At 50.0% G+C, this 24,704-nt stretch carries 25 protein-coding genes and 2 pseudogenes; 9 read left to right on the top strand and 18 right to left on the bottom strand.

The window, feature by feature from the left end:
- Positions 1-81: 81 nt before the first annotated feature.
- Entirely contained in the window at positions 82-642 is a 561-nt protein-coding gene (locus tag J1778_RS03540; protein ID WP_217172021.1) for a hypothetical protein, read from the bottom strand.
- Positions 643-877: 235 nt separating this feature from the next.
- Positions 878-1,480: a site-specific integrase gene (locus tag J1778_RS03545; RefSeq protein ID WP_217172022.1), complete on the bottom strand. Its 603-nt coding sequence runs from the start codon at positions 1,478-1,480 to the stop codon at positions 878-880.
- Between the two features lie 195 nt (positions 1,481-1,675).
- Between J1778_RS03545 and J1778_RS03550 the strand changes: the two genes are divergently transcribed.
- The gene (locus J1778_RS03550; RefSeq protein WP_112288749.1) at positions 1,676-1,987 is read left to right on the top strand and encodes a hypothetical protein; all 312 of its coding nucleotides are present in this window, start codon (positions 1,676-1,678) and stop codon (positions 1,985-1,987) included.
- A 179-nt stretch (positions 1,988-2,166) separates the two neighbouring features.
- Here J1778_RS03550 and J1778_RS03555 read toward each other — a convergent pair whose 3' ends face one another.
- Both J1778_RS03555 and J1778_RS03560 read right to left on the bottom strand, forming a co-directional pair.
- Positions 2,167-2,691 (bottom strand): VOC family protein, encoded by a 525-nt coding sequence (locus tag J1778_RS03555; protein ID WP_217172023.1) that lies wholly within the window; start codon positions 2,689-2,691, stop codon positions 2,167-2,169.
- 42 nt (positions 2,692-2,733) lie between these two features.
- Positions 2,734-3,300, bottom strand: coding sequence for an NADPH-dependent FMN reductase (locus tag J1778_RS03560; RefSeq protein WP_217172024.1), 567 nt, complete (start codon positions 3,298-3,300; stop codon positions 2,734-2,736).
- Between the two features lie 126 nt (positions 3,301-3,426).
- Between J1778_RS03560 and J1778_RS03565 the strand changes: the two genes are divergently transcribed.
- Together J1778_RS03565 and J1778_RS03570 are read left to right on the top strand one after the other, a co-directional pair.
- Complete coding sequence (locus J1778_RS03565; RefSeq protein ID WP_217172064.1) at positions 3,427-4,356, top strand: LysR family transcriptional regulator; 930 nt, start codon at positions 3,427-3,429, stop codon at positions 4,354-4,356.
- A gap of 161 nt (positions 4,357-4,517) precedes the next feature.
- On the top strand, positions 4,518-5,687 hold the full coding sequence (locus J1778_RS03570; protein ID WP_217172025.1) for an MFS transporter: 1,170 nt from the start codon (positions 4,518-4,520) through the stop codon (positions 5,685-5,687).
- Between the two features lie 310 nt (positions 5,688-5,997).
- On the opposite strand, the pseudogene J1778_RS24775 reads toward J1778_RS03570, so the two are convergent.
- Positions 5,998-6,183: pseudogene (locus J1778_RS24775) on the bottom strand (dihydrodipicolinate synthase family protein); the annotation flags it as partial.
- Positions 6,184-6,273: 90 nt separating this feature from the next.
- On the opposite strand from J1778_RS24775, the gene J1778_RS03575 reads away from it, so the two are divergent.
- Positions 6,274-6,525: a type II toxin-antitoxin system Phd/YefM family antitoxin gene (locus tag J1778_RS03575; protein ID WP_101079625.1), complete on the top strand. Its 252-nt coding sequence runs from the start codon at positions 6,274-6,276 to the stop codon at positions 6,523-6,525.
- A complete protein-coding gene (locus J1778_RS03580) occupies positions 6,522-6,809 on the top strand; it encodes a type II toxin-antitoxin system RelE family toxin (protein WP_217172026.1) in 288 nt (95 codons plus the stop codon). The genes J1778_RS03575 and J1778_RS03580 overlap by 4 nt, the downstream gene beginning before the upstream one ends.
- A 520-nt stretch (positions 6,810-7,329) precedes the next feature.
- On the opposite strand, the gene J1778_RS24780 is transcribed toward J1778_RS03580, so the two are convergent.
- Positions 7,330-7,833, bottom strand: coding sequence for a helix-turn-helix domain-containing protein (locus tag J1778_RS24780; protein WP_338019636.1), 504 nt, complete (start codon positions 7,831-7,833; stop codon positions 7,330-7,332).
- A gap of 27 nt (positions 7,834-7,860) precedes the next feature.
- Positions 7,861-8,958, bottom strand: coding sequence for an alkene reductase (locus J1778_RS03590; protein ID WP_133625280.1), 1,098 nt, complete (start codon positions 8,956-8,958; stop codon positions 7,861-7,863).
- Positions 8,959-9,077: 119 nt separating this feature from the next.
- Between J1778_RS03590 and J1778_RS03595 the strand changes: the two genes are divergently transcribed.
- Positions 9,078-10,007: a LysR family transcriptional regulator gene (locus tag J1778_RS03595; RefSeq protein ID WP_217172027.1), complete on the top strand. Its 930-nt coding sequence runs from the start codon at positions 9,078-9,080 to the stop codon at positions 10,005-10,007.
- On the opposite strand, the gene J1778_RS03600 is transcribed toward J1778_RS03595, so the two are convergent.
- The 3 genes from J1778_RS03600 to J1778_RS03610 are packed head-to-tail and all read right to left on the bottom strand — an operon-like array spanning position 9,990 to position 12,945.
- Positions 9,990-10,961, bottom strand: a complete 972-nt coding sequence (locus J1778_RS03600) for a nuclear transport factor 2 family protein (RefSeq protein ID WP_217172028.1) — start codon at positions 10,959-10,961, stop codon at positions 9,990-9,992. The two genes, J1778_RS03595 and J1778_RS03600, sit on opposite strands and share 18 nt — an antisense overlap.
- Before the next feature lie 14 nt (positions 10,962-10,975).
- Positions 10,976-11,956, bottom strand: a complete 981-nt coding sequence (locus J1778_RS03605) for a TIGR03571 family LLM class oxidoreductase (RefSeq protein WP_217172029.1) — start codon at positions 11,954-11,956, stop codon at positions 10,976-10,978.
- Positions 11,957-12,015: 59 nt separating this feature from the next.
- Positions 12,016-12,945: an alpha/beta hydrolase gene (locus J1778_RS03610; RefSeq protein ID WP_112288739.1), complete on the bottom strand. Its 930-nt coding sequence runs from the start codon at positions 12,943-12,945 to the stop codon at positions 12,016-12,018.
- A 121-nt stretch (positions 12,946-13,066) separates the two neighbouring features.
- On the opposite strand from J1778_RS03610, the gene J1778_RS03615 reads away from it, so the two are divergent.
- Positions 13,067-13,975 (top strand): LysR family transcriptional regulator, encoded by a 909-nt coding sequence (locus tag J1778_RS03615; RefSeq protein WP_217172030.1) that lies wholly within the window; start codon positions 13,067-13,069, stop codon positions 13,973-13,975.
- Positions 13,976-14,418: 443 nt separating this feature from the next.
- On the opposite strand, the gene J1778_RS03620 is transcribed toward J1778_RS03615, so the two are convergent.
- From J1778_RS03620 to J1778_RS03630, 3 genes are read right to left on the bottom strand one after another with little or no spacing between them, the layout of a single operon-like run.
- Positions 14,419-14,808, bottom strand: a complete 390-nt coding sequence (locus tag J1778_RS03620) for a nuclear transport factor 2 family protein (protein ID WP_133625271.1) — start codon at positions 14,806-14,808, stop codon at positions 14,419-14,421.
- 4 nt (positions 14,809-14,812) lie between these two features.
- Positions 14,813-15,661: an MBL fold metallo-hydrolase gene (locus tag J1778_RS03625; RefSeq protein ID WP_238484551.1), complete on the bottom strand. Its 849-nt coding sequence runs from the start codon at positions 15,659-15,661 to the stop codon at positions 14,813-14,815.
- 57 nt (positions 15,662-15,718) lie between these two features.
- Positions 15,719-16,351: a DsbA family protein gene (locus J1778_RS03630; RefSeq protein ID WP_238484555.1), complete on the bottom strand. Its 633-nt coding sequence runs from the start codon at positions 16,349-16,351 to the stop codon at positions 15,719-15,721.
- A gap of 116 nt (positions 16,352-16,467) precedes the next feature.
- Between J1778_RS03630 and J1778_RS03635 the strand changes: the two genes are divergently transcribed.
- Entirely contained in the window at positions 16,468-17,367 is a 900-nt protein-coding gene (locus J1778_RS03635) for a LysR substrate-binding domain-containing protein (protein WP_166643229.1), read from the top strand.
- A 311-nt stretch (positions 17,368-17,678) separates the two neighbouring features.
- On the opposite strand, the gene J1778_RS03640 is transcribed toward J1778_RS03635, so the two are convergent.
- The 3 genes from J1778_RS03640 to J1778_RS03650 form a co-directional block, all read right to left on the bottom strand.
- Positions 17,679-18,890, bottom strand: a complete 1,212-nt coding sequence (locus J1778_RS03640; protein WP_217172032.1) for an MFS transporter — start codon at positions 18,888-18,890, stop codon at positions 17,679-17,681.
- 171 nt (positions 18,891-19,061) lie between these two features.
- Positions 19,062-19,964: a LysR family transcriptional regulator gene (locus J1778_RS03645; RefSeq protein ID WP_217172033.1), complete on the bottom strand. Its 903-nt coding sequence runs from the start codon at positions 19,962-19,964 to the stop codon at positions 19,062-19,064.
- 82 nt (positions 19,965-20,046) lie between these two features.
- Entirely contained in the window at positions 20,047-20,604 is a 558-nt protein-coding gene (locus J1778_RS03650) for a recombinase family protein (protein WP_217172034.1), read from the bottom strand.
- A 159-nt stretch (positions 20,605-20,763) separates the two neighbouring features.
- On the opposite strand from J1778_RS03650, the pseudogene J1778_RS03655 reads away from it, so the two are divergent.
- Positions 20,764-23,771, top strand: a pseudogene (locus tag J1778_RS03655) (Tn3 family transposase).
- Here J1778_RS03655 and J1778_RS03660 read toward each other — a convergent pair.
- Both J1778_RS03660 and J1778_RS03665 read right to left on the bottom strand, forming a co-directional pair.
- Positions 23,743-24,234, bottom strand: coding sequence for a plasmid SOS inhibition protein A (locus J1778_RS03660; protein WP_217172035.1), 492 nt, complete (start codon positions 24,232-24,234; stop codon positions 23,743-23,745). The pseudogene J1778_RS03655 and the gene J1778_RS03660 overlap by 29 nt on opposite strands.
- Complete coding sequence (locus tag J1778_RS03665; RefSeq protein WP_217172036.1) at positions 24,231-24,677, bottom strand: conjugation system SOS inhibitor PsiB family protein; 447 nt, start codon at positions 24,675-24,677, stop codon at positions 24,231-24,233. Before J1778_RS03665 ends, J1778_RS03660 begins: the two co-directional genes overlap by 4 nt.
- Between the last annotated feature and the right edge of the window lie 27 nt (positions 24,678-24,704).

Here is a 24,704-nt window from a genome sequence, read left to right on the forward strand (position 1 = left end):
CTCAAGTAAAATGCGAAAGGGAAGTCAAATCTGATGGAATTATGCACACAGAAAATGCATCTTTCAGGATGCTGGGAAAAATTACCGAACAAGCAGATCCAGCCAATCTGGGTCCTCAATTTTACGGGAATAGGGCAGTATCGCACGATTAATCAGCTCAAAGAATTCTGACTCCTCCATCCTTGCTGCTTCGCTTGTGCCTGGTCCCCCCCATTCATCAAAGAGATGCCAGTATAGCGATTTCAGGGTATCGACGACCGCAGCGAAAATCTTTACGTCAGGTTCAAGCCAATGACACACCAGAAAATACATTTTCTGTTCTGCATCATGGATGGACGCAAACTGGGAAAGTTGACGCACAAACAGCTTAATCCAGACCAATGCTGCTGTTTTTAGCGGTGGCAGATCTATCCGCTGCTCTGCCATGTACCGTGAGATAAATAATTCAACCTCGGTCCGCTCAGGTTGGTTATCAAGCCCCAGTGAAGCGAGAATTAAAAGAGTCTCTGAATCATTTCCTTCGGTGATTTGGTCTTCAGCCCATGCAATGAACAGGCGGTCCAGATCATTGTGGAGAAAGTGATATTTCCGGGAAAAAACAAGCAACCCGAGTAGGTCATTGAGTGTGTATCGAGACGGCATCTGATAATCCCTTACCTGTATTTTTTTCATGAACTCTGACAGTGATAATTTCTGAGTACATCATGAACTGAACGGTGAGTCTGTGTAACCGAATGAAACTCCAATTAACCTTCATTTTATCTTACCTATTGATATAAATTCTATAAAGTGTAGTGGAATACCGATTTTGGCCACATAAGCAGAATCGTGAAATGTCCGCGCCTGGCACAGGGCTGCTGTTGCAGCCCTGACAACCTTAGACTTCAATCGACTCAGAGATCTCTAACGCATCATCGACTTCAATGCCCAGATATCGCACTGTGCTTTCCAGTTTCTTATGACCTAACAGAAGTTGGATGACCCGGAGATTCTTGGTCTTCTTGTATATCAGGTAAGGTTTTGTTCTTCTCATGGAGTGTGTGCTGTACAGCGAATCTTCTAGACCAAGCTTTCCTACCCATCCATGAAAAATACGGTTGTATTGCCGGGTTGAAATGTGTTGGCAAGAACCGACCCTAGATTGGAACAAGTAGTCTTTACTGTGCAGATTACCCAGCTTTATTAGCGCTGCAACTGCTTCTCTTGTCCCTTTGGTTATCTCAAATTGGACGGGGCTACCGGTTTTCTGTTGTAACACCGTTGCTCTGCTCGAAACAGAACTGCCATATGCAACATCTGATACTTTGAGTTTTACCAGATCACAGCCCCTGAGTTTACTGTCTAAGGCCATGTTGAACAGGGCTAAATCGCGCGTTTTGCCTTCCAGTTTAAGTCTAATTCGAATCCCCCAGATATGAGATATCTGAAGCGGTCTTTTTTGTCCGATGATACGGTCTTTGTTCCACTGTGACGTGTTCATGCTCAAACCTCCTGCAATGTGGGAGATTTAAGTATGATTGTCCCTCATGAGCGATGAGCGGACATACAAGAAGAGGGAGGCTGGCTGATCCCAATAATTAGTTTTTAAGTTACGAAGCATGCTAATTGGAAAATACGCCATAAAGTGACTTCCGATGGTATGGTTACATTCTTACCACTAAAAGAGGAAACACTAATGATTGTAAGGACCTGGCACGGTTGTGTTCCACTAAAACATGCTGAAGCTTTTGCGAAACACCTTGAGAAAACAGGTGTAGAGCATTCTAAGAGCATATCTGGGAACATAGGCGCTTGTGTGCGTAGAGAAACCCAAGGTGGCTGGGAGCATTTTTTTCTGGCTACTTACTGGCAAGATCTACAATCGGTTAAGACATTTGCCGGAGAAAGCTATCACGTAGCTGTGACTTACCCAGATGACGAAGAATTTGAACTACTTTCCGATCCCTACGTATTCCAGCATGTAGTGGAAAACGTTGCGCCGCTTTAGCTTCGTTTTCGGGATAACCTGTCGGTTACCCGAATTTTGTATAATATCCAAACTCATTCAACGTGCTGAGGTCTGCTCTTGGCACTGAGCGAATGACGCATGTGAGGAAGGTCAGCCATGAGCGAAAAGCGGACGTTCAAATATTATGGGTACGCCTGTTCTGACGCACCCGGTCAAATTCAGGGTTTCCAGCGGCGCAAAGACGTGTGATCTTCATAAGGCATTCTTGAGGGCAGAGAGATCAGCTCAATGACGCTGCCCCACGGCGTGCGGCCGTAACAAAAGAAGTTGTTGTCTCCGACCTCAGTTGGAAACATCAGCGGCTGAGGAGAGGTAAACATTTCCCCCCCGGCACGTTCAAACAGGCTGATGGCCTCATTAATATCATCAACGTATACGGCGAAATGCTGTAACCCGTAGTCGCTTGGCCGCACAGGTTGATTCTGCTCTGGCCCCTTCATCTCAAAAAGCTCGAGCCCCGGACCGTGCTTCAGCGTCATCATCCTGACCGTGGTGATACGTGTTCCCGGGAAAAGATTGAGGATGTTTTCCGTCTCTTCCCCTTTCACGTCGTCGTCAGATCGTGAAACGGAGTCATAGATAACTTCTGCACCAAAGGCTTCTTCAAAGAAGCGGGTCGCCTCATCAATATCAGAGACGGTGATGCCAACGTGGTCCATACCGCGAATAGTTTCAGTAGACATAATTTTCTCCCAGTGGGTTTACGGATAAGAGTGATGGGATGTTCAGCCCAGGCTGACCGTCATTTTTGCCAGTGCAGCGATCTGAGCTGATATCAGGCTGCGTGTGTCCGCATCCGTGATGCTGTCATTTTCCGGATCCAGTCTTGAAGTGGCCTGACCGATCATGACTTCAGGCTTGTTAAGAACCCGCCCGTCCAGAAAGACCAGAATCTGACGCAGGTGATACTGGGCACGTGCACCGCCGATCGCCCCGGGTGACGCCGTCAGTATGGCAACAGGCTTGCGGGCAACTGGCGTGTCCGGCAGGCGGGAAAGCCAGTCCAGCGCATTTTTCAGGACACCCGGGACGGGATAGTTATATTCAGGCGTGACGATAATCAGCGCATTCGCTGCCGATATTGCTTTTCCCATTGCCACCACCGCCTCGGGGAAGCCCTGCCCCTGAAGGTCTGCATCATAGTGCGGTAACTCTCCTACAGAGCCCAGTGCACTAATCTCCACATGCTCAGGTGCCAGTGAGGCAAGATTGCGCGACAAACTGGCGTTTAAAGACCCTTCGCGAAGGCTTCCCAGAAGAGTCACAAATTTGAGTGGTTTTTCATATGACATGGCTGTCCCCTGTAATTAAAAATGGATTATCCGGCGGTTGCCGATGCTTTGTTTACTGATAGCGATAAGCCTGGTATAGAATTACACATCGATAAACACACTATGAGTCGTCACAGAGTCAACTTTATGTCTACCGGACTGTCAGCAGAATCCCTGCGGGGGATTACTAACTTTGTCATTACCGCGAAATCGAGCAGTTTCACTGAGGCTGCGGAGCAATTGGGCATTACCAAATCGGCCGTAGGTAAAAGTGTGGCACGGCTTGAGGAGAGACTGGGAACGCGTCTTTTTCACCGTTCAACGCGTAAACTGAGCCTGACGAGTGATGGAGAGGCCTACCTCACCAGTTGCCTCTCGGCGCTTGAAATTCTCGATTCTGCCGAGAATACGCTCAGCAGACGCCAGGAAAATCCCGCCGGGACGGTCCGTATTGATATGCCTGCGTCTTTCGGACGGAATCTGATGATGCCGGTATTAATCGAGATGATGACCCGCTACCCGGCCCTGCGGCTGGCGCTCACGTTCAATGACCGTCTTATTGACCCGGTGGAGGAAGGCGTTGACCTGGTTCTGCGCCTTGGGGAGCTACAGAGCACCGATGAGTTGATCGCCCGTCGGCTGAGCCGGCAGCGGCTTATCCTGTGCGCCTCTCCGGCCTACCTTGAACAGAACGGGTTGCCTGCCGATATGGAGGATTTAAAAAGCCACTACTGCATCATGGGCTACCGTCGGGGCGCGCCCCTTGCCTGGCGGCTGCGAAAGGTCGGGGAGCGTGAAGTAAAATTTATATCCCCCACAGCACATCAGATAAGCGACGGAGATGCCATGATTCAGGCCTGTCTGGCTGGCGTGGGGATAGCGCAGTTTCCTGAGTCTATGGTTAACAGCCATATCGCCGCAGGCAACCTGATCTCCGTGATGGCAGACCATGCCCCCATCCCGGTTGAGTTGAACGTCATCTGGCCCAGAACAAGGCACCTCATACCGAGAGTTCGCCTCATCGTTGACGAACTGCTGAAAAAGGCCGGAGAAGGTTATTTCGGTTCGCTTAGGTAGACATTTTGTCGTCAGTGAGGAGATACCTGGGCAGTTTATCGCCTTTTAGCAAACTTATATCCTTATCGTCCCGCTGCTTTAATTACCTTACGGGCTGAAACCTTCCCGTATGCCAGAGCAGTTAAAACGTAAAACATAATGTTACTTACAGGATATTTGTTATGCCATTAGCTCTATGGGCGCTGGCGATAGGTGCATTCGGTATCGGAACAACTGAATTCATCATTGCCGGGCTGCTCCCCGTCATTGCCGTTGATTTTAACGTCACCATTCCCGTTGCCGGCTATCTGGCAACCTCTTATGCGCTGGGCGTCTTCGTCGGCGCACCGGCCCTGATTATTCTGGGTTCAAAAGTCCCGCGTAAAGCCATGCTGGTTTTCCTGATGCTGCTCTTCGTGGCCGGGAACCTGGTGACGGCGTTTGCCCCAACACTTGGCATAGCCATACTGGGCAGAATTATTACCTCGATGACGCACGGTGCTTTCTTTGGCCTTGGTTCGATTATTGCAGCAGATATGGTTGCGCCGTCTAAGCGCGTGAGGGCCATTGCATTCATGTTTATGGGGCTGACCGTCGCAAACCTGATAGGCGTACCCGCAGGTACCTGGATTGGTCAACACCTCTCCTGGCGTGATGCTTTTATGGCTATAGCCGTGATAGGGGTCATTACGGTTATCAGTATCGGAATGCTCGTCCCGCACCAACCTAGAGCACAAAATCAGAGATTTGTGCATGAGTTAAACGCCTTCAGAAACGTAAACGTGCTGCTGGCAATGGGCATTACTGTTTTCGGACCGGGCGCATTCTTTACGTCAATTACCTACATCGCGCCGATGATGAGCGAGCTGGCAGGATACAGTGAAAGCAGCCTCGCATGGCTAATGCTGCTGTTCGGACTTGGATTATTTACGGGAAACCAGCTTGGTGGCCGGTATGCCGACCGCGCCCTGATGCCGATGCTCTATATCACCCTGGCTGCTCAGGCCGTCGTGTTGCTGGTATTCAACTTTACCGCGCACAGCCAGGTTATGTCAGCTCTGTGCATTTTCCTGATGGCTGCGTTTGGATTTGCGACCGTTTCCCCTATCCAGAAACTGGTGATGGATAAAGCACGGGCAGCAGGTGCCCCCACGCTGGCCGCTGCGGTTAATATCGGTCTTTTCAACCTCGGTAATGCCGTGGGAGCCTGGCTGGGTGGCGCGGTGATTGCTGCGGGATTCGGTCTGCAAGCGCCCAATTGGGCAGGCGCTATATTGTCTGTCATTGCACTGATACTTGCGGTGTTGTCCGGTCTTACGGATAAAACCGGGCATGTTGCAGAGTTGAATTAGAGGGTATTACGACTGGCCAGTGAGAAAGCCATCTGAATCATTCACTGGCCATAACAGTTAACGCAAAATTTATTCGCATTTCACTTAACTGGTTAACTAACGTCCGCTTTTGGCACAAATCGGACCGTCATACCTGCTTAAGTCACTGGGTTAGCGTAGGATATTTTCCGTTTTCCAAGCGGCCCCCTTACTGGTTTTTTCAGACTCGTCGGCGGGTAAAAAATCGCGGTAATTGTTTCAAAAGGACCGGTAAACTGCCAGTCCTGCGGAGAGATTACTTCAGCTCCAGCGCCCTAATCACATGGGTAATATCCGGGACGTCTGAGATCTTGACCGAGTTAACCCCCTCAAGTGATGAGAGACGACCATGTAGTTCATCCGTAAAGGTAAAATGCGTAGTGCCCGGATTTTCATAGATACACACCGGTACATACACGTGCCGGGTAACAGTCTCAAATAGTGAGAAGACTACTTCGTCACGGAGTGACTGGTAACTATAATAGGTGGTTTAAGTAAAAAGACCTGTTAATAGGTCTTTTCATCCCTTAGACTAAGAGCTGTCAAAAGGTCTTAGTCAGGAGGCAACATGCCAAATATTATTCTTAGCGACACCAGTGCGAGCATCAGCGAACTAAAAAAAAATCCCATGGGAACTGTAGGGGCAGGTGACGGGTATCCTGTGGCCATCCTGAACCGCAACCAACCTGCATTTTATTGCGTGCCCGCAAAATTATATGAACAAATGCTAGATGCGCTGGATGATCAGGAATTAATTAAGCTGGTTAGTGAGCGATGCAAAGAGGCGCTGGTTGAAGTGGATTTGGACCATTTTGCATGACATACACGATTAAGTTTCGTGAATCTGCAGCCAAAGAATGGGACAAGCTTGATAAGGCGCTTCAACAACAATTTGCTAAGAAACTGAAAAAGTGTTGCGAAAATCCTCATGTTCCTTCGGCCAAACTTCGCGGGATGCCCGGGTGTTATAAAATCAAACTGCGCGCATCGGGCTTCCGTTTAGTCTACGAAGTAATTGATAACGTCCTGATTATCGCAGTCGTAGCCGTTGGTAAAAGAGAACTCAGTGACGTCTATCAGTTGGCCAGTGAGCGTTTAAAATAACGTCCAGTGCAGATTTTTATGCCCGCCAGGGCATGCAGGCGACAGTAAATCTTCTTGGCAAATCTGAGGCTGATTGTCCCAGCATCACCGGCGACTATCAGTCCCTGGCATCCTCAATCCCCCACTCTGCCTGCCAGACTTAACCACCTTAAAATCCCACAGAACTTTATGTACGCTGTCGGAGTGGTCACGGCAAGGCTTTGCCGCAGCCGTGGCGTATCTCCGCGTTGGCGCCCTTTGGGCGCTTACGGGCGTGTTCCCCACTACCCAAACCGACATTCTGACAGCAACACGAATGTAGTAGTTACAACATCCGTCGATTAAAGCGGCACTGATCCCGGCCTTCGGCCGGGGCGGCGCGGCTTTTCAGGGCGGTCGGGTTCCGCTCAGGGGTTACCGCTGTGCACGGTGCGATGTTCAGGGTCAGCTCGGGAGCCTCAGATTTGCACGGCGTAGATAAAGGGGTGATAAGAATGTTGTAACTAATAAGATAGGCAGATAAACGAATGGACTGACAGCATCAGTCCATGGTGAGTTGTTCAACTTTGCATTGGTATAATTGAGCCGGACGTTCGATGTTGTCTTTTCGTGGGTTCTCGGACTTCTCGAACTGAGATACAGCGGCCTGTTTAATCCCCAGTTTTTCGGCAACATCCTTTTGAGTCAGACCACGGTAAATACGCCAGGCGGCCTGAATGGTGACATCTTTACTCAACATGATTTCGACCACTTCATTTGGGATCTGTGCGTCATCATGCTTACCAGGAGTAACGGTGATGTCTTCATAAAGCTCATCAAGATCGGCTTGTAGCATCAGACGCTCAAACAGCTCCATGGGAATGACAGCTGCCTGTTTTACGCCATGCTCATCAGTTATAAATGGGGTTCGGGGGCCGATGATGTAAAAAACCACTCTAACGAAGTAATCATATGAAATATGGGTATTTATTTGGCAATTCACTATTAATAGAATTCCTCCTCTCCGAATGGCTGAAAACCGGAGCTGTTTTAAGATCGGAGGCATTCCGGATACGTTCCAGCTTCTGGGAACTTAATCGACGTGATGCGTGGGATAATCTATATAACCTGCATCTCGCCCAGTATAGAACGTATCTTTATCAGGAATAGCTATCGGCCACCCATTTTTCATGCGTTTAACGAGATCTGGATTGGCTATGAAAGGACGCCCAAATGCAATTAAGTCGGCAAACCCCTCTCTGAGTGCCATTTCTGCACGCGCCTGTGTATAGCTGCCTGCGACGATAAGAGTTCCCTCGTAGGCCTCACGAAACTTTGTTAGAAAACCAGCAGGAATGGCCTGAGCTCCGAGAGATTCCTGATCGCTCAAATGCACATATGCGAGATGTCGACGACGCAGTTCGATACCTAAAGATAACCAGGTATCCTGCTCATCATCAAAGCTATGCATATCCTGCAGGCGGCCAAAGGGTGCAATACGGATACCTGTCAGATGACTCCCGATGGCTGCAGAGATAGCATCCACAGTTTCCAGCGTAAACCGCAGACGATTGGCAATATTACCGCCATAACGATCTGTTCTGTCGTTAAGTCCACCATTGATAAATTGCTCGAAGATGTAGCCGTTAGCTGCGTGGATCTCCACTCCGTCAAAACCCGCCTCGATGGCATTTTTAGCTGCCTGAACGAAATCCTGTGTCACCCGCGGGACTTCATCCGTTGCTAATGCGCGGGGCTGGCTGTGAAATACGCGTACAGACTGACAGTTATCACCAGGAATGTGAGTGGTGCAGCCTTCTGCAACGCGTGAGACGGAGCTGACCGGGGCCTGCCCATCAGGCTGGTGAGCAATGTGTGAGGAACGTCCTACGTGCCAAAGCTGGATGAATATTTTCCCACCCTGCGCATGTACTGCCTCTGTCACCTTTTTCCATCCCTCTATCTGTTCGTCAGTGTAAATTCCCGGCGTGTAAGCCTGTCCACGGCCTTCCATTGAAACAGGTGAACCCTCGGAAACAATTAAACCTGCTGTTGCGCGCTGGCGATAGTAGGTGACCATACTGTCAGTGGGAACAAGGTCATAGGCCCGCGATCGGGTCATTGGTGCCATAACGACACGATTATTAAGCTTTATTCCATTCATTGTATAGATATTCAGCAACTCACTCATTCTGTCTCCTGACGCCATTTCATGGTAAAAATCTGTTAGCAACGATCTTATCCTTATTTAAAGGCCATGATTACCTGGGCAAAAAGCCCCTCAGTGTTGAGATAAAGGAACCAATATTTGTGACGGCACAACTCAATGGCGTACAGGAATTTACTGAAGTTGTCAGAAAAGGCAGTTTCGTTGCTGCAGCTGAGGGTTTAGGCGTGACGCGCTCTGCACTCAGTAAAAGCATCAAGCGTCTGGAAATCCGCCTGGGGGTTCGCTTACTCAACCGCAGTACGCGAAGCCTGTCGCTGACGCCGGAAGGTGAGATCTATTTCAATCGCTGCACTGCTGCTCTGGATATGATTTCAGATGCTGAAAGCATAATAGAGGCGGGGATAGTGGAGCCGTCTGGACTGATGCGGCTGACGGTTCCCGTGGCCTTTGGGCATCTTTTCATTATGCCCTTACTCAATATCATGGCGTTAAAATACCGGACCCTGAACATCGAAGTTGATTTCAGTGATCGGGTTCGCGACCCGGCGACAGACGGCTTTGACCTCGCGCTGAGGCTTGGTCCCCTGCCTGACTCAGGTGATTTGGTTGCCACCCGCCTTGGCGAGCAAAAGCTTATCATTTGCGCCTCTGAGGGATATCTGGAACGAGCAGGCACCCCCATTGATCTTCGTGAGCTTTCATCACACAGATGCATTTCAGGGTTACCGTCAGACGGGCAAACTTACTGGCTAATCCGGGGCAAAGAGGGACACGTTGTAAGGCATGTTGTTTCCTCAGCCTACCGTTTTAATAATGGTCAAGCCATGCTGGAAGCGGCTATTGCCGGATGTGGGGTGACGCAACTTCCTGACTGGTTATGTGGTGATGCCATCAAAAAGGGGCAGCTTCGTGCAATTCTACCCACATTTCAGGCACCGCCCACCCCCATTTCTGCAATGTGGCCCAGGACTCACACGGTCCTTCCTAAAGTGAGAGCCTTGATTGAAGAACTGAAAAAAGAGTTGCCGGCACGCTTGTCGAGCGCGCAGCGTTCATCTGTTGCGCGGTAATGCAGTATCAATGCTGGATACATCGTCTGTTGAAAGCCAGCCAGGATTATATTCGCTCCAGCAAATTGACCACTGATTGTGAGCGTCTTTTTCCATTCCAACCCGGTAATGCGCGCCGTAGATTTTGCGACCCACTGAATCATGCGTCTTCTCGGCAATAACCCGGCCTATTATCAGGAAGGCCGACTGGCGATCTGGGTGGACACATACTTTCAGAGGTTTACCAAAATGCTGCATCCAGGGCCACGGAAGCCGGAAGGCTTTCATTGCGGCAATGATATTTCGTCTCCCGGAGATATAGCCCAGGGGGGTAAAGTTACCCGCGGCGTTTTCACTAAAGCATGTGCTGAAAAGTGTGAAATCTGCCTGGTCCAGCGCCCACGCGTAGCGATACCAGATATCGATCACCTCCTGTTCGTCACCCGTAGCACGGTGGTTTTCTGGCACAATATGCCAGGGAGCATCAAGTTCACTGATAATGGCGACTGGCGGAAATCCCTGATGCCAGCCGGACTCTTCAGCCGGTAGCTGCCATCCCGATAACAACTGTCTTGCACCTGAGGTCCAGTGTATCTGGAGGTGAAGGGTATGGATCACAGGTTGGGCTTCATCTGTGCCAGCCCTCATCACGACCGTCCCCCCGAACCGTACCGGGTTATGACGTCCGGAACCTGTGCGCGAAGCCTGTCCGTGCAGGTATGCACTGGCGACGTAATCTTTATCGTTCCTGCGCTCAACGGTGTTTGTCAGCGTAACGGACACGTTGTCCAGGTCAGCAAAGTCATTTTGCAAAAGGGCGGTGACATTTTCACGGCCGGAAACGGTTCCACGATGACTGCTGACTAATCTGACCGAGGGGTCCAGCCATTGGCTATTGTCGGAGCAAGCGTTACCGGACCAGGCTTCACAAAACGTATTCAGGCTCTGCACTGAAGAATGAAATAAACAGTTCATTTATTACCCTGCATTTATTCAGAAGGAAACTCGGGTAACACAAATTCTGCCATTTCAGCCATCACCTCGGCTGCTGGCCGTGTCAGCGGTTTCAGATTTAACGCAACGTGGTTTACTCCCTGGCGCTCCTGCTCCTTCCATAGCTTTATCAGCGCATTGCGGCCGACGGTGATGCCATTCATCAATCTGCGAAGCGGCGCGTCAGGGTTAGCATCCAGGTCAAAAAAGGTGGCATAGCCATAAGGTCTGAAACGATTGTCGTCGTAACCGCCACGCCAGAGTTCAAGCAGTTCCGGGAGCGTTGAGAAATCACTCAGATGCCATATCCATCCGTCGCTTTCCTCTGCTATCCAGCTCAGGTCCTGCCGTGCTCGACCAACCACAATCATTGGAATGCGGGATTTAAAGGGTTTGGGAATAAGATCAAGGTTGCCTGAAAGCTTGCCGTAGTACGCCGTTTCAGCCACCGGGAAGGACGTCTCACAGACGGTTTTTATCAGACCAAACGCCTCGCGATAACGTTCGGCCCGGTTATCGTAATCGGCACCAAACGCAGGGTATTCAACAGCGCGATCCCCGCTGGATAGCCCCAGCAAAAGGCGTCCACCACTTAGCTGGTCCACTGAGGCTGCCTGCTTGGCCAATATAATCGGGTCCCTCAGGGGTAACACCATACCGGTGGTACCCAGCGTTATGCGTGTGGTTTGAGAGGCAAGGAATCCGAGGTAGACCATGGGGTCAAGCATCTGTCCTGTGTCACCAAACTGTGGATCATAAAAGGGCACATCTCTCATCCACAGAGCGGAAAAACCGGCGTCATCAGCAAATTGTGCCAGCGCCTGATGATCCTGCAGGGTCGGAAAAGGCGAATCCGGATAACCTTCAAGCGGCATAATAAAGCCAAATGTCAGACTACCCGGGCGGAATACGCGCTTATATGCGCTATGTGAGGCAAGATCCGACGGATAGGTTGGTTGTGTCTGTAGAGGGGGCATTTACACTCCTGACGGGCGCAGCCAGCTGCGCCCGTTATTTAGTCAATCATCAATGATGATTACTTCGCTGCATCACGTAGAGCCTTTTCAATAAAGGCGACTGAACTCTCAAGCGCCTGTACCGCTTCTGGCTGCAACGTGGAGAAGAAATGCCAGGCGTGGAACATGCCCGGCCAGACTTCCAGATTTACGCGTACGCGGTTATCACCCAGATGAGTTGCCAGACGCATCGCGTCGGTCAGCATCAGTTCGTTTTCACCTATCTGAACGAGCACCGGCGGCAGGCCCGTTACATCAGCAAACACAGGTGATGCCATTGGATGGTTAGGCAATGCATCGCCGAGGAACGTACGTGCGAGAAAATCAAGACCTGCTTTGGTGTTTAGAGGATCAAGGCCTTCTCTGTTGGTCATAGAGACACCCGTGTGCTCAAGGTTAGCCCAGGGTGAAATAGCGACCCCGCCGGCTGGAAGCGGCAGGCCCTTGTTGCGTGCCGCAACCATAACGGTAACCACCATCGCGCCGCCCGCAGACTCACCCGCCAGCACGATTTTGCTGGCGTCAAAGCCCTGTTCAATCAACCACTCATATGCACGAACGGTATCGGTAACGGGCGTAGGGAAAGGATACTCCGGTGCCAGTCGGTAATCTGGCATGTAAACCCGTGCGCCCAGCATGCTGGCATAGTTGCCACCAATACCGTGATAGCCAGCAGATTCACCGACAATGTATGCCCCACCGTGGATGTACATAACGATGGCATCGGTTTTTAGATTTTCAGGAGTCACCAGCGTTCCCGGCACTCCCCCCATATCGACCTCAGTAAAGCCAACACCTGCGGGTGCAGGATTTTTAGCCAACATACGGGTATAGGCGTCACGCACTTCACTCATTGGCGTTACGGTATCTTCACCCGTAAGGATTGGTCCCAGACCGGCCAGGCTTTCTGACCATTCTTTTACGGCTTTCTTAGTTTGTTGATTCATCATCGGTATTCCTGTTTGTATTTGCGTTAAAGTGGAACAGGAATATATAATATACCAACATTTGGGGAATGTGCTTCCCATATAAGGGTACAACAACGCCCGTATTGGATGAGAAAAATATAGTATGGAGATCAACAGCATTGGTGATATCGCCGCGTTCGTCGCGGCTGTAAAAGCCGGGAGTTACACACACGCCGCAAGTTCCCTTGGGCTTACACGTTCTGCGATTGGTAAAAGTATCGTCCGGCTCGAAACGCGTATGGGGGTTCGTCTTCTTAACCGTACCACCCGAAGTCTGAGTCTCACCGATGAAGGGAGGGTCATGTTTGATCGTTGCCGCCAGATACTCGAGGACCTGGAAGAGGTCGATGCCGCCATGGCCATGCGCAGGGGTAAGCCAACGGGGACTCTCCGGCTGAGTGCGCCGCTTTCTTTTGGGCAGCGACATATCCTTCCCATTCTGGATATTTATCTGAAAAAGTGGCCGGAAATTCGTGCCGAAGTGTCCTTTAGCGACAGGTTTGTTGACCTGATAGAGGAAGGCTTTGATATTGCCATTCGTATAGGTGAACCTCGCGATGACTCACGTATTCTTACCCGCACGATTGCTTCGCAGCATATTGTCACTTGTGCATCCCCCGAATACTTATCTTCACGGGGCGTTCCGGAAACACCCGCAGACTTAACCAGGCATGACACTATTTTTCTTCTGAGTGCAGAAAAGAGACGCAGCTGGCGGTTTGCGACTCCGGAAGGCACTTTTGTTTATGAAGGGCCCGGGCGACTAAACCTCGACAATTCGGAAGCCATGCGGGCGTCGGCAATTTCCGGATTTGGTATCGTTCACTTACCGACCTATTTGCTAGGGGATGATTTGCGTAGCGGTAAGCTGATACCTGTGCTTGAGGAGTTTCCTTTTCCTCCGGAACCTATTCGGCTCATTTATCCCAGTAAACGACATTTATCACCGCGAATTCGGGCCTTTATTGACCTGCTTGTCGAAAGCTGGGAGCAAGGATTACCCTGGGAATAATGCTTTGATAATAAACTCATTATTTTTAACTTGAACCAGAAAATCACGATCCAGAAGCGCCGGTCGTTAAAGCTTAACAATTCAAGCATTATCGCAGGCGGGGGACAGGACAGACCGGCCTGGTACGATTAACGTCATTCTGATTTTTCTCGTTCGGAAGACGAAACAGGACTGCGTAATACGATGGGATATTATGAGAGTCTGATACACCGCGAAATTCGCGCGGTATGAAAGCGAATTGTCATTGGGGGATCATGGAAGACCTATCCTGTTGGACGCACAGTAAGTGATGATGAACTCCATGATTTGAGCCTGTGGCTGAAGAAAGTTTTGGCTTAGTCAGATTGCACTTGTAGTGGTTTACTGAAACTGCCCACAATGGATGCTGACCAAATTCAGTAAACGACTACAAGTGCGTAGAAACCTGTCAGACGGTGTTAACTTTATGCTAACGCCGACATGACCGACGCGCTATCGACGTACTGCTCCATGGTCATAATTTTCCCATCCTCAAGGCGATAAAGGTGCGCAAATGATGCCGTCATCGCCTTGCCGGTTATTTTATAAACGCCGGAGTAAATCCCAAAAGCAGCAACATAGTTACCGTCAGCAAGAAACGTATGCGTCTTTGCCTGATAGTCTGTCCACTCAGTTGCCAGTCGCTGAAATACGTTAGCGATTATCTCTTCTGCACCGGTGTAAGTCCCTGCATAGGGGAACCCAGCCGCTTCAGTCCATGTCGCATTGGGGGACAGGACAGCAAGCAGGTTCTTTCCATTTTCTTCAGAGGTACCTTCATAAGTCGCGCGTATAATTTCCACATTACTCTTCATTAATCTATCCCCAACTCATTTCGCCCTTGGCGACTTTTGCACCAATTTGTAAAGCGACACTCATGCCAGCATCAGGATAACGTTTTGTCATGGCTGCAATCAGTTCGCTACTGTCGCTGGCCAGACTTAGCTCGTTCTCAAAAGCCAGAAGATAGTCGCGGGTATAGGTTATTGCTGAAATATCGGTAGCACCCTCAGGTAACATATGCCCTGCGATGACCGTAGTGGGATGTCTGGATGCCATGGTGTCCAGATTTTTTATCCAAAGTGCGCGACCCTCTGGACCTTGAGTGTCGGCGGTCCACACATGGGTACCAGAGAACACCAGTACACCGCCAAAAATGGCGTTAAGCGAAGGTACCCAGAGATAACGACGGTTAGCGAGGCCATCAGCATCAATAATTTCGAGGACCTGGCCTTCGAGAGATAACGCATCCTCGTCAAATACCTCGGGCATAACGATGTCTGACAACGTTTGCGGGCCGTTGTCCTTGAGTTGTGGGCCCCACACTGCCAGTTTCTTATCAACACTTTTCTTAATGGCGTCGATTGTCGACGATGCGGCAACGACACGAGCTTCCGGAAAGGCTGCTCTTACCGGACCGAGGCTAAAGTAGTAATCAGGGTCGCTTTGGCTAATATAGATTGTGGTCAGCTTTTTACCTGTTTTCTGGATAGCCTCTGCCAACAGTCTGCCATCGGCGAGCGTAAAACCACCGTCAATAAGTACGGCTTCCTTATCGCCAGAGATCAGCACTGGCGAGCGATAAAAACCGTGCTCGCCGGCAGGAAAATGTGTCCAACTCAGGGAAATGTCCCTCCCTGCATCAGGGACGTTGGTTTGTAGTGTCATCGTATTTTTCGCCTTCTGTTAAAGTGGTAATTAGGTGAGCATTGCTTTCACCAGACGTTATGAATCCACTAACTGACGTATCCATTCATGAGGGTTTGAAAACAATATGCTTGAGTTTAGCATCCAGCGCTTTGAGCCGGATTCGGCAATAAAAGTGGGAACACCGCGTGCGCCAAATTCCCGCATTAATCGTTTCGCACGCTCAGTACGAGTATGGTTTGCTTCGAGCAAGTCTGCTGCAGGATCCAACACTTTCTTCGCCGCATTTTCCAGACCCTGAGAACTTAACACACCCGCAAGAACCGACAATGACGTGACGTCAAGCCCCTCAACATAACGAGCGTGTTGTATTGCTTTCAGCGCTTCAATTTCCCGCGAAGGGTTTGACAGTGATACTGCAGTAATCGCAAGCGTGGCTGAACCACTGTCAAATTTTTTCTGCTGGCCATGAAGCACTTTTTCGCGATAAATCTCGGAAAAAGGCTGCCCGGTGATATTAGAAATTCGCTGGTCGTTTTCCCACGCAAAAGCAGCAAATTCATTGTTCATGGGACGTGCGCCGGCATCTGAAAACAGGCCGGTTGGCATGAACTCAAGTTTAATGCCCGGAATGTCATTTAGTTCAGTAAGCACAGGTGACGCGCCGTAGCACCAACCGCAAAGCGGATCGAATAAGTAATTAAGAATCATGTTCACAGGTGCCCCCTATTTTTAAAAGTAACTCATCATAGAAAACTTTTATTGGATATTAAATACATCCATGGTAAACAGCTTGTCATCTAAAAACATACAATTGGAATGCGGTAGTGAGAAAACTAGGAAATATCAGACGCCTTGCCTACTTTGTCTCCGTGGTTGAGGCTGGCTCATTTACTGCAGCTGCCGAGCGTTTGGGTATAACTAAAGCGGTAGTCAGTCATCAGGTCGCGCGTCTTGAAGAGGAGTTGAACACCACTCTTCTTATCCGTACTACTCGTACCATTCGCTTAACGGATGCGGGAAAAGTCTTTTATGAGCACTGTGCGTCTATTCTACGTGAAACAGAGGAAGCCTTTGCAGAGTTAGACGCACTGGTGGCAGAGCCTTCTGGGACATTGAGGCTGACAGCGCCTTTTGACTATGGGATCAGCGTCGTCGTTCCAGCTATCACGGCATTCAGTCAGCGCTATCCAGACTGCAAAGTTGATGCCGTGATAAGTGATAACAAGTTTGATATCGTGGACAAAGATATAGAAATAGCCATCCGTGTGGGCTGGTTAGACGACTCACATTTGCAGGCAAGGAAAATCGGGCACTTCCGGCAGTTGCTGATAGCCCCGCGCAATATGCAGCCGCAGGTAGAAAAAATTAATAAACCACAAGATATCAAACCACTGCCTTTTATAGCCAATACAGCTCTGCGTGAACCTTCTCAGTGGCATTTCACGCTGAATGGATCGGATCAACAAAGTGTCAACGTTCAGCCCTCGATATTCATTAATAACACACTGGCGGTCCGTGAAGCGGTGAGAGAAGGTGCTGGCATCTCTGTGTTGCCGGATTACGTTGTCAGTGATGATCTTATTTCTGGCCGCTTAATTCAGGTGCTCCCAGAATGGGAACTACCTTCAGGTGAGATTCATGCAGTTTTTCCCGCATCTCGATTTCGCCCGACAAAGGTTCGCTCATTTTTAAATATATTGATGGAGAAAGATAAAGAGCGCTGATTGTGCTTATCTTTTGCATGCCAGCTTAGATTCAGGAATACGCAGCATACCGGTCATCGTGGCAATTTCAGCAAACGTAGACGTGTTTTCTTCCACGAAGATGGCAATACCAGGTCATCAAGGCTGAGCGCTCGTAAGGGAGGAGTCTTCCTCAGACGACGTGGTCGATTTCCGGGAAATTAGCATTCATAATAACATCTTTATTTTCCTTTAATATTGAGTTTACGTTTGAATTTTTCGCATTCAATTTCCGGCCATCATGCATAGATGGGCCCGGATGATAATTTTTTCCGTCTATATTATTTAGTATTTTATGCTCCGACCCATGATTTTGGCTGGCTCCTTCCCGCGAAATACGCCGATAAAGCAATACACGCACTTAAAACACTGCACAAACAAAGATAGGCATTCAGGGCTGTTTCCTGGGGGAAATGATCCATCATCACACTCAGCGAAAACGGCAGCCAGTTACCCACGTATCCCACAATGTAAAGAAGGTTTATCAGGTGGTGCCGCTGACTCTGTCTGGCGACCACATTAACGATAGTGGCGGCACCGACCAGTATTGCCCCATAGGCGAATCCTTCGAGCATCACGGCTATGAAAAGAAGGAAGGGATCCGTTTTGTATACACTGCAGAGGACGAGCAAAACCGCAGAAAGTTGGGTAACAATTCCGATTTTCAGCGACGAATAATGGTGTTTTTTTCTCATCACTATCTGGGTGATACCTGCAACCAGCAGGAATACCGACAGTGAATAGCTTACCAGCTGCACGCTGGTAACATTGAAGTAGGTGCGGGCGAGGGTGGGTCCCTGGGACATAAACGTGGACGCCATCGCCCATGAAAGAAATATGGCCATGCAGCAGACGATGACGTCCCGGAAAGAGAGTACCTTATGACCTTGAGCTTTGATATTTTTCCGTTCACCGGTTACGGGTGTACTGTGCCTGTTAATCATCAGACGACTGCCCCTGATCGCAAATACTGACGCTGTAACCAGAATAAAAAGAATTACGTAGGGAGCCTTAAGTACATAAAAACCGCGATGCACGATTTCCCCCGTAATTAATGGGCCAATAGCCTGTCCAAGGATCAACGAGGCAGAAGCCGTCAATGCCGCAGTATTACTTACTTCCGTATCAAATAATTTAATCAGCGAGCGGTTAATATAGGCCATTAAAATACCTGAACCCAGACCGGTAACAAAACGGCCTAGGATAAGTATCATAAAGTTATCTGCAAGCATCATCAGTAGTGATGACAGCAAAACGCAGGCCAGACCTGCATAAAGGGGTTTTGTATACAGCTCAGGCCTGATGTTAACCCTGGCGGTAAATGCAAGCGCTAAAAGGACTCCAGCCGCGTAGACGCCAAAAACCGCCATTATTTGAGAAGCGCTGAAACCATATAAAGTGATGTATACGGGATAGAGAGGAGTGGGAAGACTGCTGCTCAGCATGCCGGAAAAGAAAGCCATGGCCAGTGCCATCCCTGCATGCGATGTTTGTTTGTCTGACATAGTAATATCTTCTGTCCAGGGAAATGGATTCGTTCTGTAAAAATCCATAAAACAGTAACACGATCCCTTAGCGATGGGATTCGAGCAGCAGGAATACCCACTGTGACGTATTTTCACAGTGAGTATTTAAATATGACCTTGGGGACAAGTAGTAAGGGGCTGGCTGAAAATTCAAATGCTCCAGGGATGCAGGGCTATCTGTTTTTCCATGAATTCAATAAAACAGCGGATGCGCGGGCTGAGATGCTGCCTTTTCGCGTAAATTATATAGAGCGGCTCTCTGACAGGAGACTGGAATGCCTTCAAAAGCGGTATTAATCTTCCTTCTCTGATATCCCGGTGAACGTGAAAGTCAGCCAGGCGGACTATACCTTCTCCCTGAATAGCCAGATCTCGCAGCAAATCGCCCTGCGACAGTGAGGCAACCGGTTTCACTGGGAATATGATGCTCTGATTGTCTTCGGTGAATAGCCACTGGTTCCAGTGGCTATCGAAATTAAAGTGGAAACAGCGATGCTCCATCAACTCACGGGGATGGGAGGGTATCCCGTACCTTGTGATGTAGGCCGGCGAAGCGCAGGTAATCCACTGACTCTCACCGATACGACGGGCGATACGGGAAGAACTCGCAAGTACACCACCATAAATGGCGAGATCCAGCCCTCTATCAAAGTCATCCCGGTAAACCGGCCCCGTTTCAATGTCAACGTCGAGGTCGGGGTAGGCGTCAATAAACGCGGGCAACCATGGAAGGATATGATAACGGGCGAAGGTGGTCATGGTACGGATTTTCAGCTGCCCGCTGATGCGTGATGGCATATCTTCTGCCAGTGAATCAGCCTCAGACATTGCGTCAACGACTGCCCGGGCACTGTTAAGATAAACGTGCCCCTCTTCGGTCAGCGTTAACGTTCTCGTCCCGCGATGAAAGAGCCTTACCTGTAATCTCGCCTCCAGCCGGCTGATGAGTTTACTCATTGCTGAAGGCGTCAATCCGTTTGCCCGCGCGGCGGCAGAAAAATTGCCGTATTCATACGCCCATATAAATGCAAGCAACTGATTATAATTATCCATTATGTCCCGGGTTATTTATGTGAAGATGTTTAGAGCTTCCGAGGCAGGAACCTGAAAAATTTTCATTTGTAGCGTCTGACCATCAGGAACGGCGCTGATGACTTTTCAACCGAAAGTAAGTTGCCCGAGAAATGCCGGTTTTCTCCATCACCAGCTTAATGGGAGTATCAAGGTGAATAAGTTCCAGAGCCATTCCCGATCCATGATGAGGTTTTCGCCCAAACTTAACTCCTGCCGCCATCGCGACCACTCTGCCCTCGTTGGTACGCTCTAATATTCGTTCGCGTTCCGCCTCTGCAACAGCGGCAAGGATCTGAATCACCATTTTCCCCATCGTGCCTTCAGTACTCAGTCCATTCTCCAAAAATCGAATGGCTATTCCCTTTTTATAGCAAGCATCAACAATGTGGATCATATCTGCGGTATTGCGGCCAAGCCGGTCCATTTTGGTACAAATGATGATGTCGTCTTTTTCCGCTCGGGCAAGTAGCCGTTGTAGTCCTTCGCGTTCGTCCGTGGCTCCCGACATCATATCAGTAAAAACTCGATCATCTCTGACACCTACAGATTTCAGCTCTGTAATCTGCGCCGTCAGTTTCTGATGGCTGGTTGATACTCTTGCATATCCCAGTAATGCCATATTGGTCTCACAAATCGATATTGATACTGCGTAGTATCATAAGGCATAAATCACGATTTTTGATACTCATGTTTGAAGTCGTTTTGAGAGGTATCAAAACTTATAATATTTGAGATGGTAAAAAAAAGAACAGAACGCCCGTTTACGAAAGGATGCGCAATGAGTGATGACTTTCTTACCAGCGAACAGACAGAAAACTACGGTCGCTATGTGGCAGACCCAAATGAGGTTCAGCTGGCTCGGTATTTTCATCTGGATGAGCGTGACCTTGCTTTTATTAATCAGCGACGGGGAAAACATAACCGGCTGGGGATTGCACTTCAGCTGACTACGGCGCGCTTTCTGGGAACGTTTCTTCCTGATCCCCTTCAAATTCCCTCATTCATCCGTTTTTACATTGCGGCACAGTTGAACATCAGCCGACCAGAGATCCTTTCCCGGTATGCAGAAAGAGAAAATACCCGCTGGGAGCATCAGGGGCTTATCAAGCTCTATTATGATTATCATGATTTTGGTGATTTCCCCTGGTCATTCAGACTGAAGCGTTTGCTCTATACTCGCGCCTGGCTCAGCAATGAGCGTCCAGGTCTGCTGTTTGATTTTGCTACCGCATGGTTGCTGCAAAATAAGATCCTGCTACCCGCAGCCTCGACTCTGACAAGGCTGATTGGCGAAGTACGCGAACGGGCAAGTCGACGATTATGGCGAAGGCTGGCTTTGTTGCCTGACAGCTGGCAGAAAACACAACTGGACGGTTTACTTGAAATACCTGAAGGGCAGCGTATATCGGTGCTGGAGGAGATGCGAAAAGGTCCTGTCACTATCAGTGGGCCGTCATTTACAGACGCCCTGGAGCGATATACCCGACTGCGTAGCATGGAGTTTTCCCGGCTGAATTTCTCCGGTCTGCCTGCCATCCAGCTGCGGAATTTGGCCCGTTATGCCGGAATGGCTTCGGTGAAATACATTTCAAGAATGCCTGACGAACGGCGACTGGCCGTGCTTACTGCGTTTGTGAAAGCACAGGAAATTTCGGCGCTTGACGAGGCCGTGGATGTGCTGGATATGCTTATTCTGGATATCACGCGTTCTGCAAAAAATATCGGGCAGAAAAAGCGGCTCAGAACCCTAAAAGATCTTGATCGTGCCGCGCTATTACTGGCACGGGCATGCACGTTATTACTTGATGAGAACACCGATGAAGCAGCTCTGCGGCAGGCTATTTTTCGCCGCATACCAAAGGACAAACTGGCTGAAGCCGTCGGCAAGGTAAATGAGCTGGCGCGCCCGCAAGATACTCATTTTCAGAATGAAATGGTGGAACAATATGGACGGGTGAAGCGCTTCCTGTCCGCGATGTTGCGTGACTTACACTTTCAGGCCGCCCCAGCCGGGGAGCACACGTTGTCAGCAATCCATTATCTGGCCGAACTGAGTGGCTCAAAAAAGCGAATTCTCGACGATGCACCAGAGCAAATCATTTCCGGCCCCTGGAAACGTCTGGTCTACGACAGAGATGGTAGGATTCTACGAGCGGGTTACTCGTTGTGCCTTCTCGAGCGCCTTCAGGATTCTTTGCGCCGTCGTGATCTCTGGCTGGAGAACAGTGACCGGTGGGGGGACCCGCGTCAAAAATTGCTTCAGGGAGCTGAATGGCAGGCACAACGCATCCCGGTATGTCGGGCGCTGGGTCATCCATCAGACGGAACTAAAGCAGCAGAACAACTGGCTACGCGGCTTGATGACACATGGAAATCAGTGGCTTCACGTTTTGCCTGCAACGCAGCGGTCAGCATAAGCAATGAAGGTAAGCATCCCTCACTGACGATTAGCAATCTGGATAAACTGGATGAGCCACCGGCACTGATACAATTGAATCGTCGGGTAAGAGAACTGATCCCTCCGGTTGATCTGACTGAGCTGTTGCTTGAAATAGATGCCCGAACCGGTTTTACCCGCGAATTCAGCCACGTCAGTGAATCAGGTGCTCGGGCGCAGGATCTCCAGGTCAGTCTGTGCGCAACACTGCTGGCAGAAGCCTGCAATATAGGGCATGAACCCCTGATAAAGCATAATATTCCCGCGCTTACTCGCCATCGTCTGAGCTGGGTTAAACAAAATTATCTCAGGGCAGAAACGCTGGTCAGCGCTAATGCACGGCTGGTTGATTTTCAGTCCACGCTGCCGCTCGCGGGGTACTGGGGAGGTGGTGAGGTTGCCTCCGCAGATGGTATGCGTTTTGTCACACCGGTTAAAACGGTTAATTCCGGACCAAATCGTAAATACTTTGGTTCAGGACGCGGTATCACCTGGTACAACTTCGTCTCCGATCAGTACTCCGGTTTCCATGGCATTGTGGTTCCCGGTACGCTTCGTGATTCCATCTTTGTACTGGAAGGGCTTCTGGAGCAGCAGACCGGGCTGAATCCGGTAGAAATTATGACGGACACGGCAGGATCCAGCGATATCATTTTTGGCCTGTTCTGGTTACTGGGCTACCAGTTTTCCCCTCGTCTGGCCGATGCAGGCGGGGCGATATTCTGGCGGGCAGATAAAACGGCACATTATGGTGCCCTGAATGAGCTGGCCCGGGGATGTGTTGAACTGTCAAAAATAGAATCCCAATGGGATGAAATGATGCGAATGGCGGGCTCACTGAAGCTTGGGACCATCCATGCATCAGAGCTTATTCGTTCACTGTTGAAAAGTAGCCGACCATCTGGTCTGGCTCAGGCGATTATGGAAGTGGGCCGGGTCAACAAGACGTTGTATCTTCTCAACTATATCGATGATGAGGATTACCGGCGTCGGATCCTCACTCAGCTCAACCGGGGAGAAGGAGCCATGCAGTGGCTCGAGCCATTTGCTACGGACAACGTGGTGAAATTAGAAAACGCTACCGTGAAGGGCAGGAAGATCAACTCGGTGCTCTGGGTCTGGTGACCAATGCGGTTGTGCTGTGGAACACACTTTACATGCAGGAGGCGTTGTCACATCTTCGCAAATCGGGGGAAACACCTGAAGAGGAGCATCTGGCAAGATTATCGCCGCTGATACATGGCCATATAAATATGCTGGGGCATTATACGTTTTCGTTACCGGAAGATATTCTGAAGGGCGAGTTAAGACCGCTAAATTTCAATACAAACAATGAATTAACCTCTTAGCGTGGTTTTTTACATCATTGGACCTCGAACCCCGATAGCGCCTGCGCTTCTGCTGGCGTTCCTTTTCCTGCTGTTTTTCCCTGCGGCTGTCGCTGACATCCCAGCGGCGGTGCTGACGTTCACTCAGGCGATAGCCGGTTTGAGGAAAATACTGGCTGACGGCACAGCCCGACAGCGGCAGCGGGCAAACGTCACCACGACTTTCAACCAGTTTATCGAGCGCCGCCAGATAGCGTTCTTTCGGTTCACCGGCCCGGTCTTTGGGGTTGTAGTTCAGCGAGGCGCGTTTCACATCGCTAGCGGTAATAGCACCGGCCTCCCCGCCGCGCAGCTGGCGGAGCAACGCCACGGCATAAGGATATTGTCCCCGCCGACACCTACCGTCCTCCACATCAATGATGGCCTGCAGCGCAGCAGCCTGAAACGGGTTCACGGGCACTAACGAAAGGTGACGAGGGATCATACTGCACCCCCAGTTTTTCGCAGCGCCGCAGCCAGTTGCTCAGGGGTGTTCAGTCCGGTGGCAACCAGCGTTTCTAGTGTGCGCAGGGCATCAAAAATGAGCGCAGGCTCAAACGTTTCGCTGCAGCAAAGCCACGCCACCGATGCCCCGCAGTCAAAAGGCAGGCTCACCTGCCAGTAAGGCACATCGTCGCTGCTGCTGGTCAGGCAAACCACAACCGGTGGGTGAGATTTCATGCTCAGCCTGATATTTACCGGCGCACCGGCACCAAACTCGCAGCGGTGCTCCATGTCGCACAGCCAGTTATCGGACAGGTGCAGCTGGTGGACAACGCCACGGCTCAGGTCGCTACGGGAAGCCTCACCGCGCTCTGCGTACTGCTCCAGCTCACTGCCGTTCATCGTGTGTAACTCGGCAAACGATAATTCATTCAATCGGGTCATGTCGTTACTGCCGCCCCTTGCGAAGCG

It is taken from the genome of Rahnella bonaserana (assembly GCF_019049675.1).
Classification (GTDB): Bacteria; Pseudomonadota; Gammaproteobacteria; order Enterobacterales; family Enterobacteriaceae; genus Rahnella; species Rahnella bonaserana.

Excerpts from the sequence above, each read along its gene's own strand:
- J1778_RS03540 (WP_217172021.1), bottom strand. The coding sequence starts at position 642 with ATGCCGTCTCGATACACACTCAATGACCTACTCGGGTTGCTTGTTTTT.
- J1778_RS03615 (WP_217172030.1), top strand. The coding sequence starts at position 13,067 with ATGGAGATCAACAGCATTGGTGATATCGCCGCGTTCGTCGCGGCTGTA.
- J1778_RS03575 (WP_101079625.1), top strand. The coding sequence starts at position 6,274 with ATGCCAAATATTATTCTTAGCGACACCAGTGCGAGCATCAGCGAACTA.
- J1778_RS03545 (WP_217172022.1), bottom strand. The coding sequence starts at position 1,480 with ATGAACACGTCACAGTGGAACAAAGACCGTATCATCGGACAAAAAAGA.
- J1778_RS03630 (WP_238484555.1), bottom strand. The coding sequence starts at position 16,351 with ATGATTCTTAATTACTTATTCGATCCGCTTTGCGGTTGGTGCTACGGC.
- J1778_RS03610 (WP_112288739.1), bottom strand. The coding sequence starts at position 12,945 with ATGATGAATCAACAAACTAAGAAAGCCGTAAAAGAATGGTCAGAAAGC.
- J1778_RS03660 (WP_217172035.1), bottom strand. The coding sequence starts at position 24,234 with ATGATCCCTCGTCACCTTTCGTTAGTGCCCGTGAACCCGTTTCAGGCT.
- J1778_RS03665 (WP_217172036.1), bottom strand. The coding sequence starts at position 24,677 with ATGACCCGATTGAATGAATTATCGTTTGCCGAGTTACACACGATGAAC.
- J1778_RS03640 (WP_217172032.1), bottom strand. The coding sequence starts at position 18,890 with ATGTCAGACAAACAAACATCGCATGCAGGGATGGCACTGGCCATGGCT.
- J1778_RS24780 (WP_338019636.1), bottom strand. The coding sequence starts at position 7,833 with ATGCCTCCGATCTTAAAACAGCTCCGGTTTTCAGCCATTCGGAGAGGA.
- J1778_RS03625 (WP_238484551.1), bottom strand. The coding sequence starts at position 15,661 with ATGACACTACAAACCAACGTCCCTGATGCAGGGAGGGACATTTCCCTG.
- J1778_RS03550 (WP_112288749.1), top strand. The coding sequence starts at position 1,676 with ATGATTGTAAGGACCTGGCACGGTTGTGTTCCACTAAAACATGCTGAA.
- J1778_RS03590 (WP_133625280.1), bottom strand. The coding sequence starts at position 8,958 with ATGAGTGAGTTGCTGAATATCTATACAATGAATGGAATAAAGCTTAAT.
- J1778_RS03570 (WP_217172025.1), top strand. The coding sequence starts at position 4,518 with ATGCCATTAGCTCTATGGGCGCTGGCGATAGGTGCATTCGGTATCGGA.
- J1778_RS03555 (WP_217172023.1), bottom strand. The coding sequence starts at position 2,691 with ATGTCTACTGAAACTATTCGCGGTATGGACCACGTTGGCATCACCGTC.
- J1778_RS03565 (WP_217172064.1), top strand. The coding sequence starts at position 3,427 with ATGTCTACCGGACTGTCAGCAGAATCCCTGCGGGGGATTACTAACTTT.
- J1778_RS03600 (WP_217172028.1), bottom strand. The coding sequence starts at position 10,961 with ATGAACTGTTTATTTCATTCTTCAGTGCAGAGCCTGAATACGTTTTGT.
- J1778_RS03605 (WP_217172029.1), bottom strand. The coding sequence starts at position 11,956 with ATGCCCCCTCTACAGACACAACCAACCTATCCGTCGGATCTTGCCTCA.
- J1778_RS03620 (WP_133625271.1), bottom strand. The coding sequence starts at position 14,808 with ATGAAGAGTAATGTGGAAATTATACGCGCGACTTATGAAGGTACCTCT.
- J1778_RS03560 (WP_217172024.1), bottom strand. The coding sequence starts at position 3,300 with ATGTCATATGAAAAACCACTCAAATTTGTGACTCTTCTGGGAAGCCTT.
- J1778_RS03650 (WP_217172034.1), bottom strand. The coding sequence starts at position 20,604 with ATGGCATTACTGGGATATGCAAGAGTATCAACCAGCCATCAGAAACTG.
- J1778_RS03645 (WP_217172033.1), bottom strand. The coding sequence starts at position 19,964 with ATGGATAATTATAATCAGTTGCTTGCATTTATATGGGCGTATGAATAC.
- J1778_RS03580 (WP_217172026.1), top strand. The coding sequence starts at position 6,522 with ATGACATACACGATTAAGTTTCGTGAATCTGCAGCCAAAGAATGGGAC.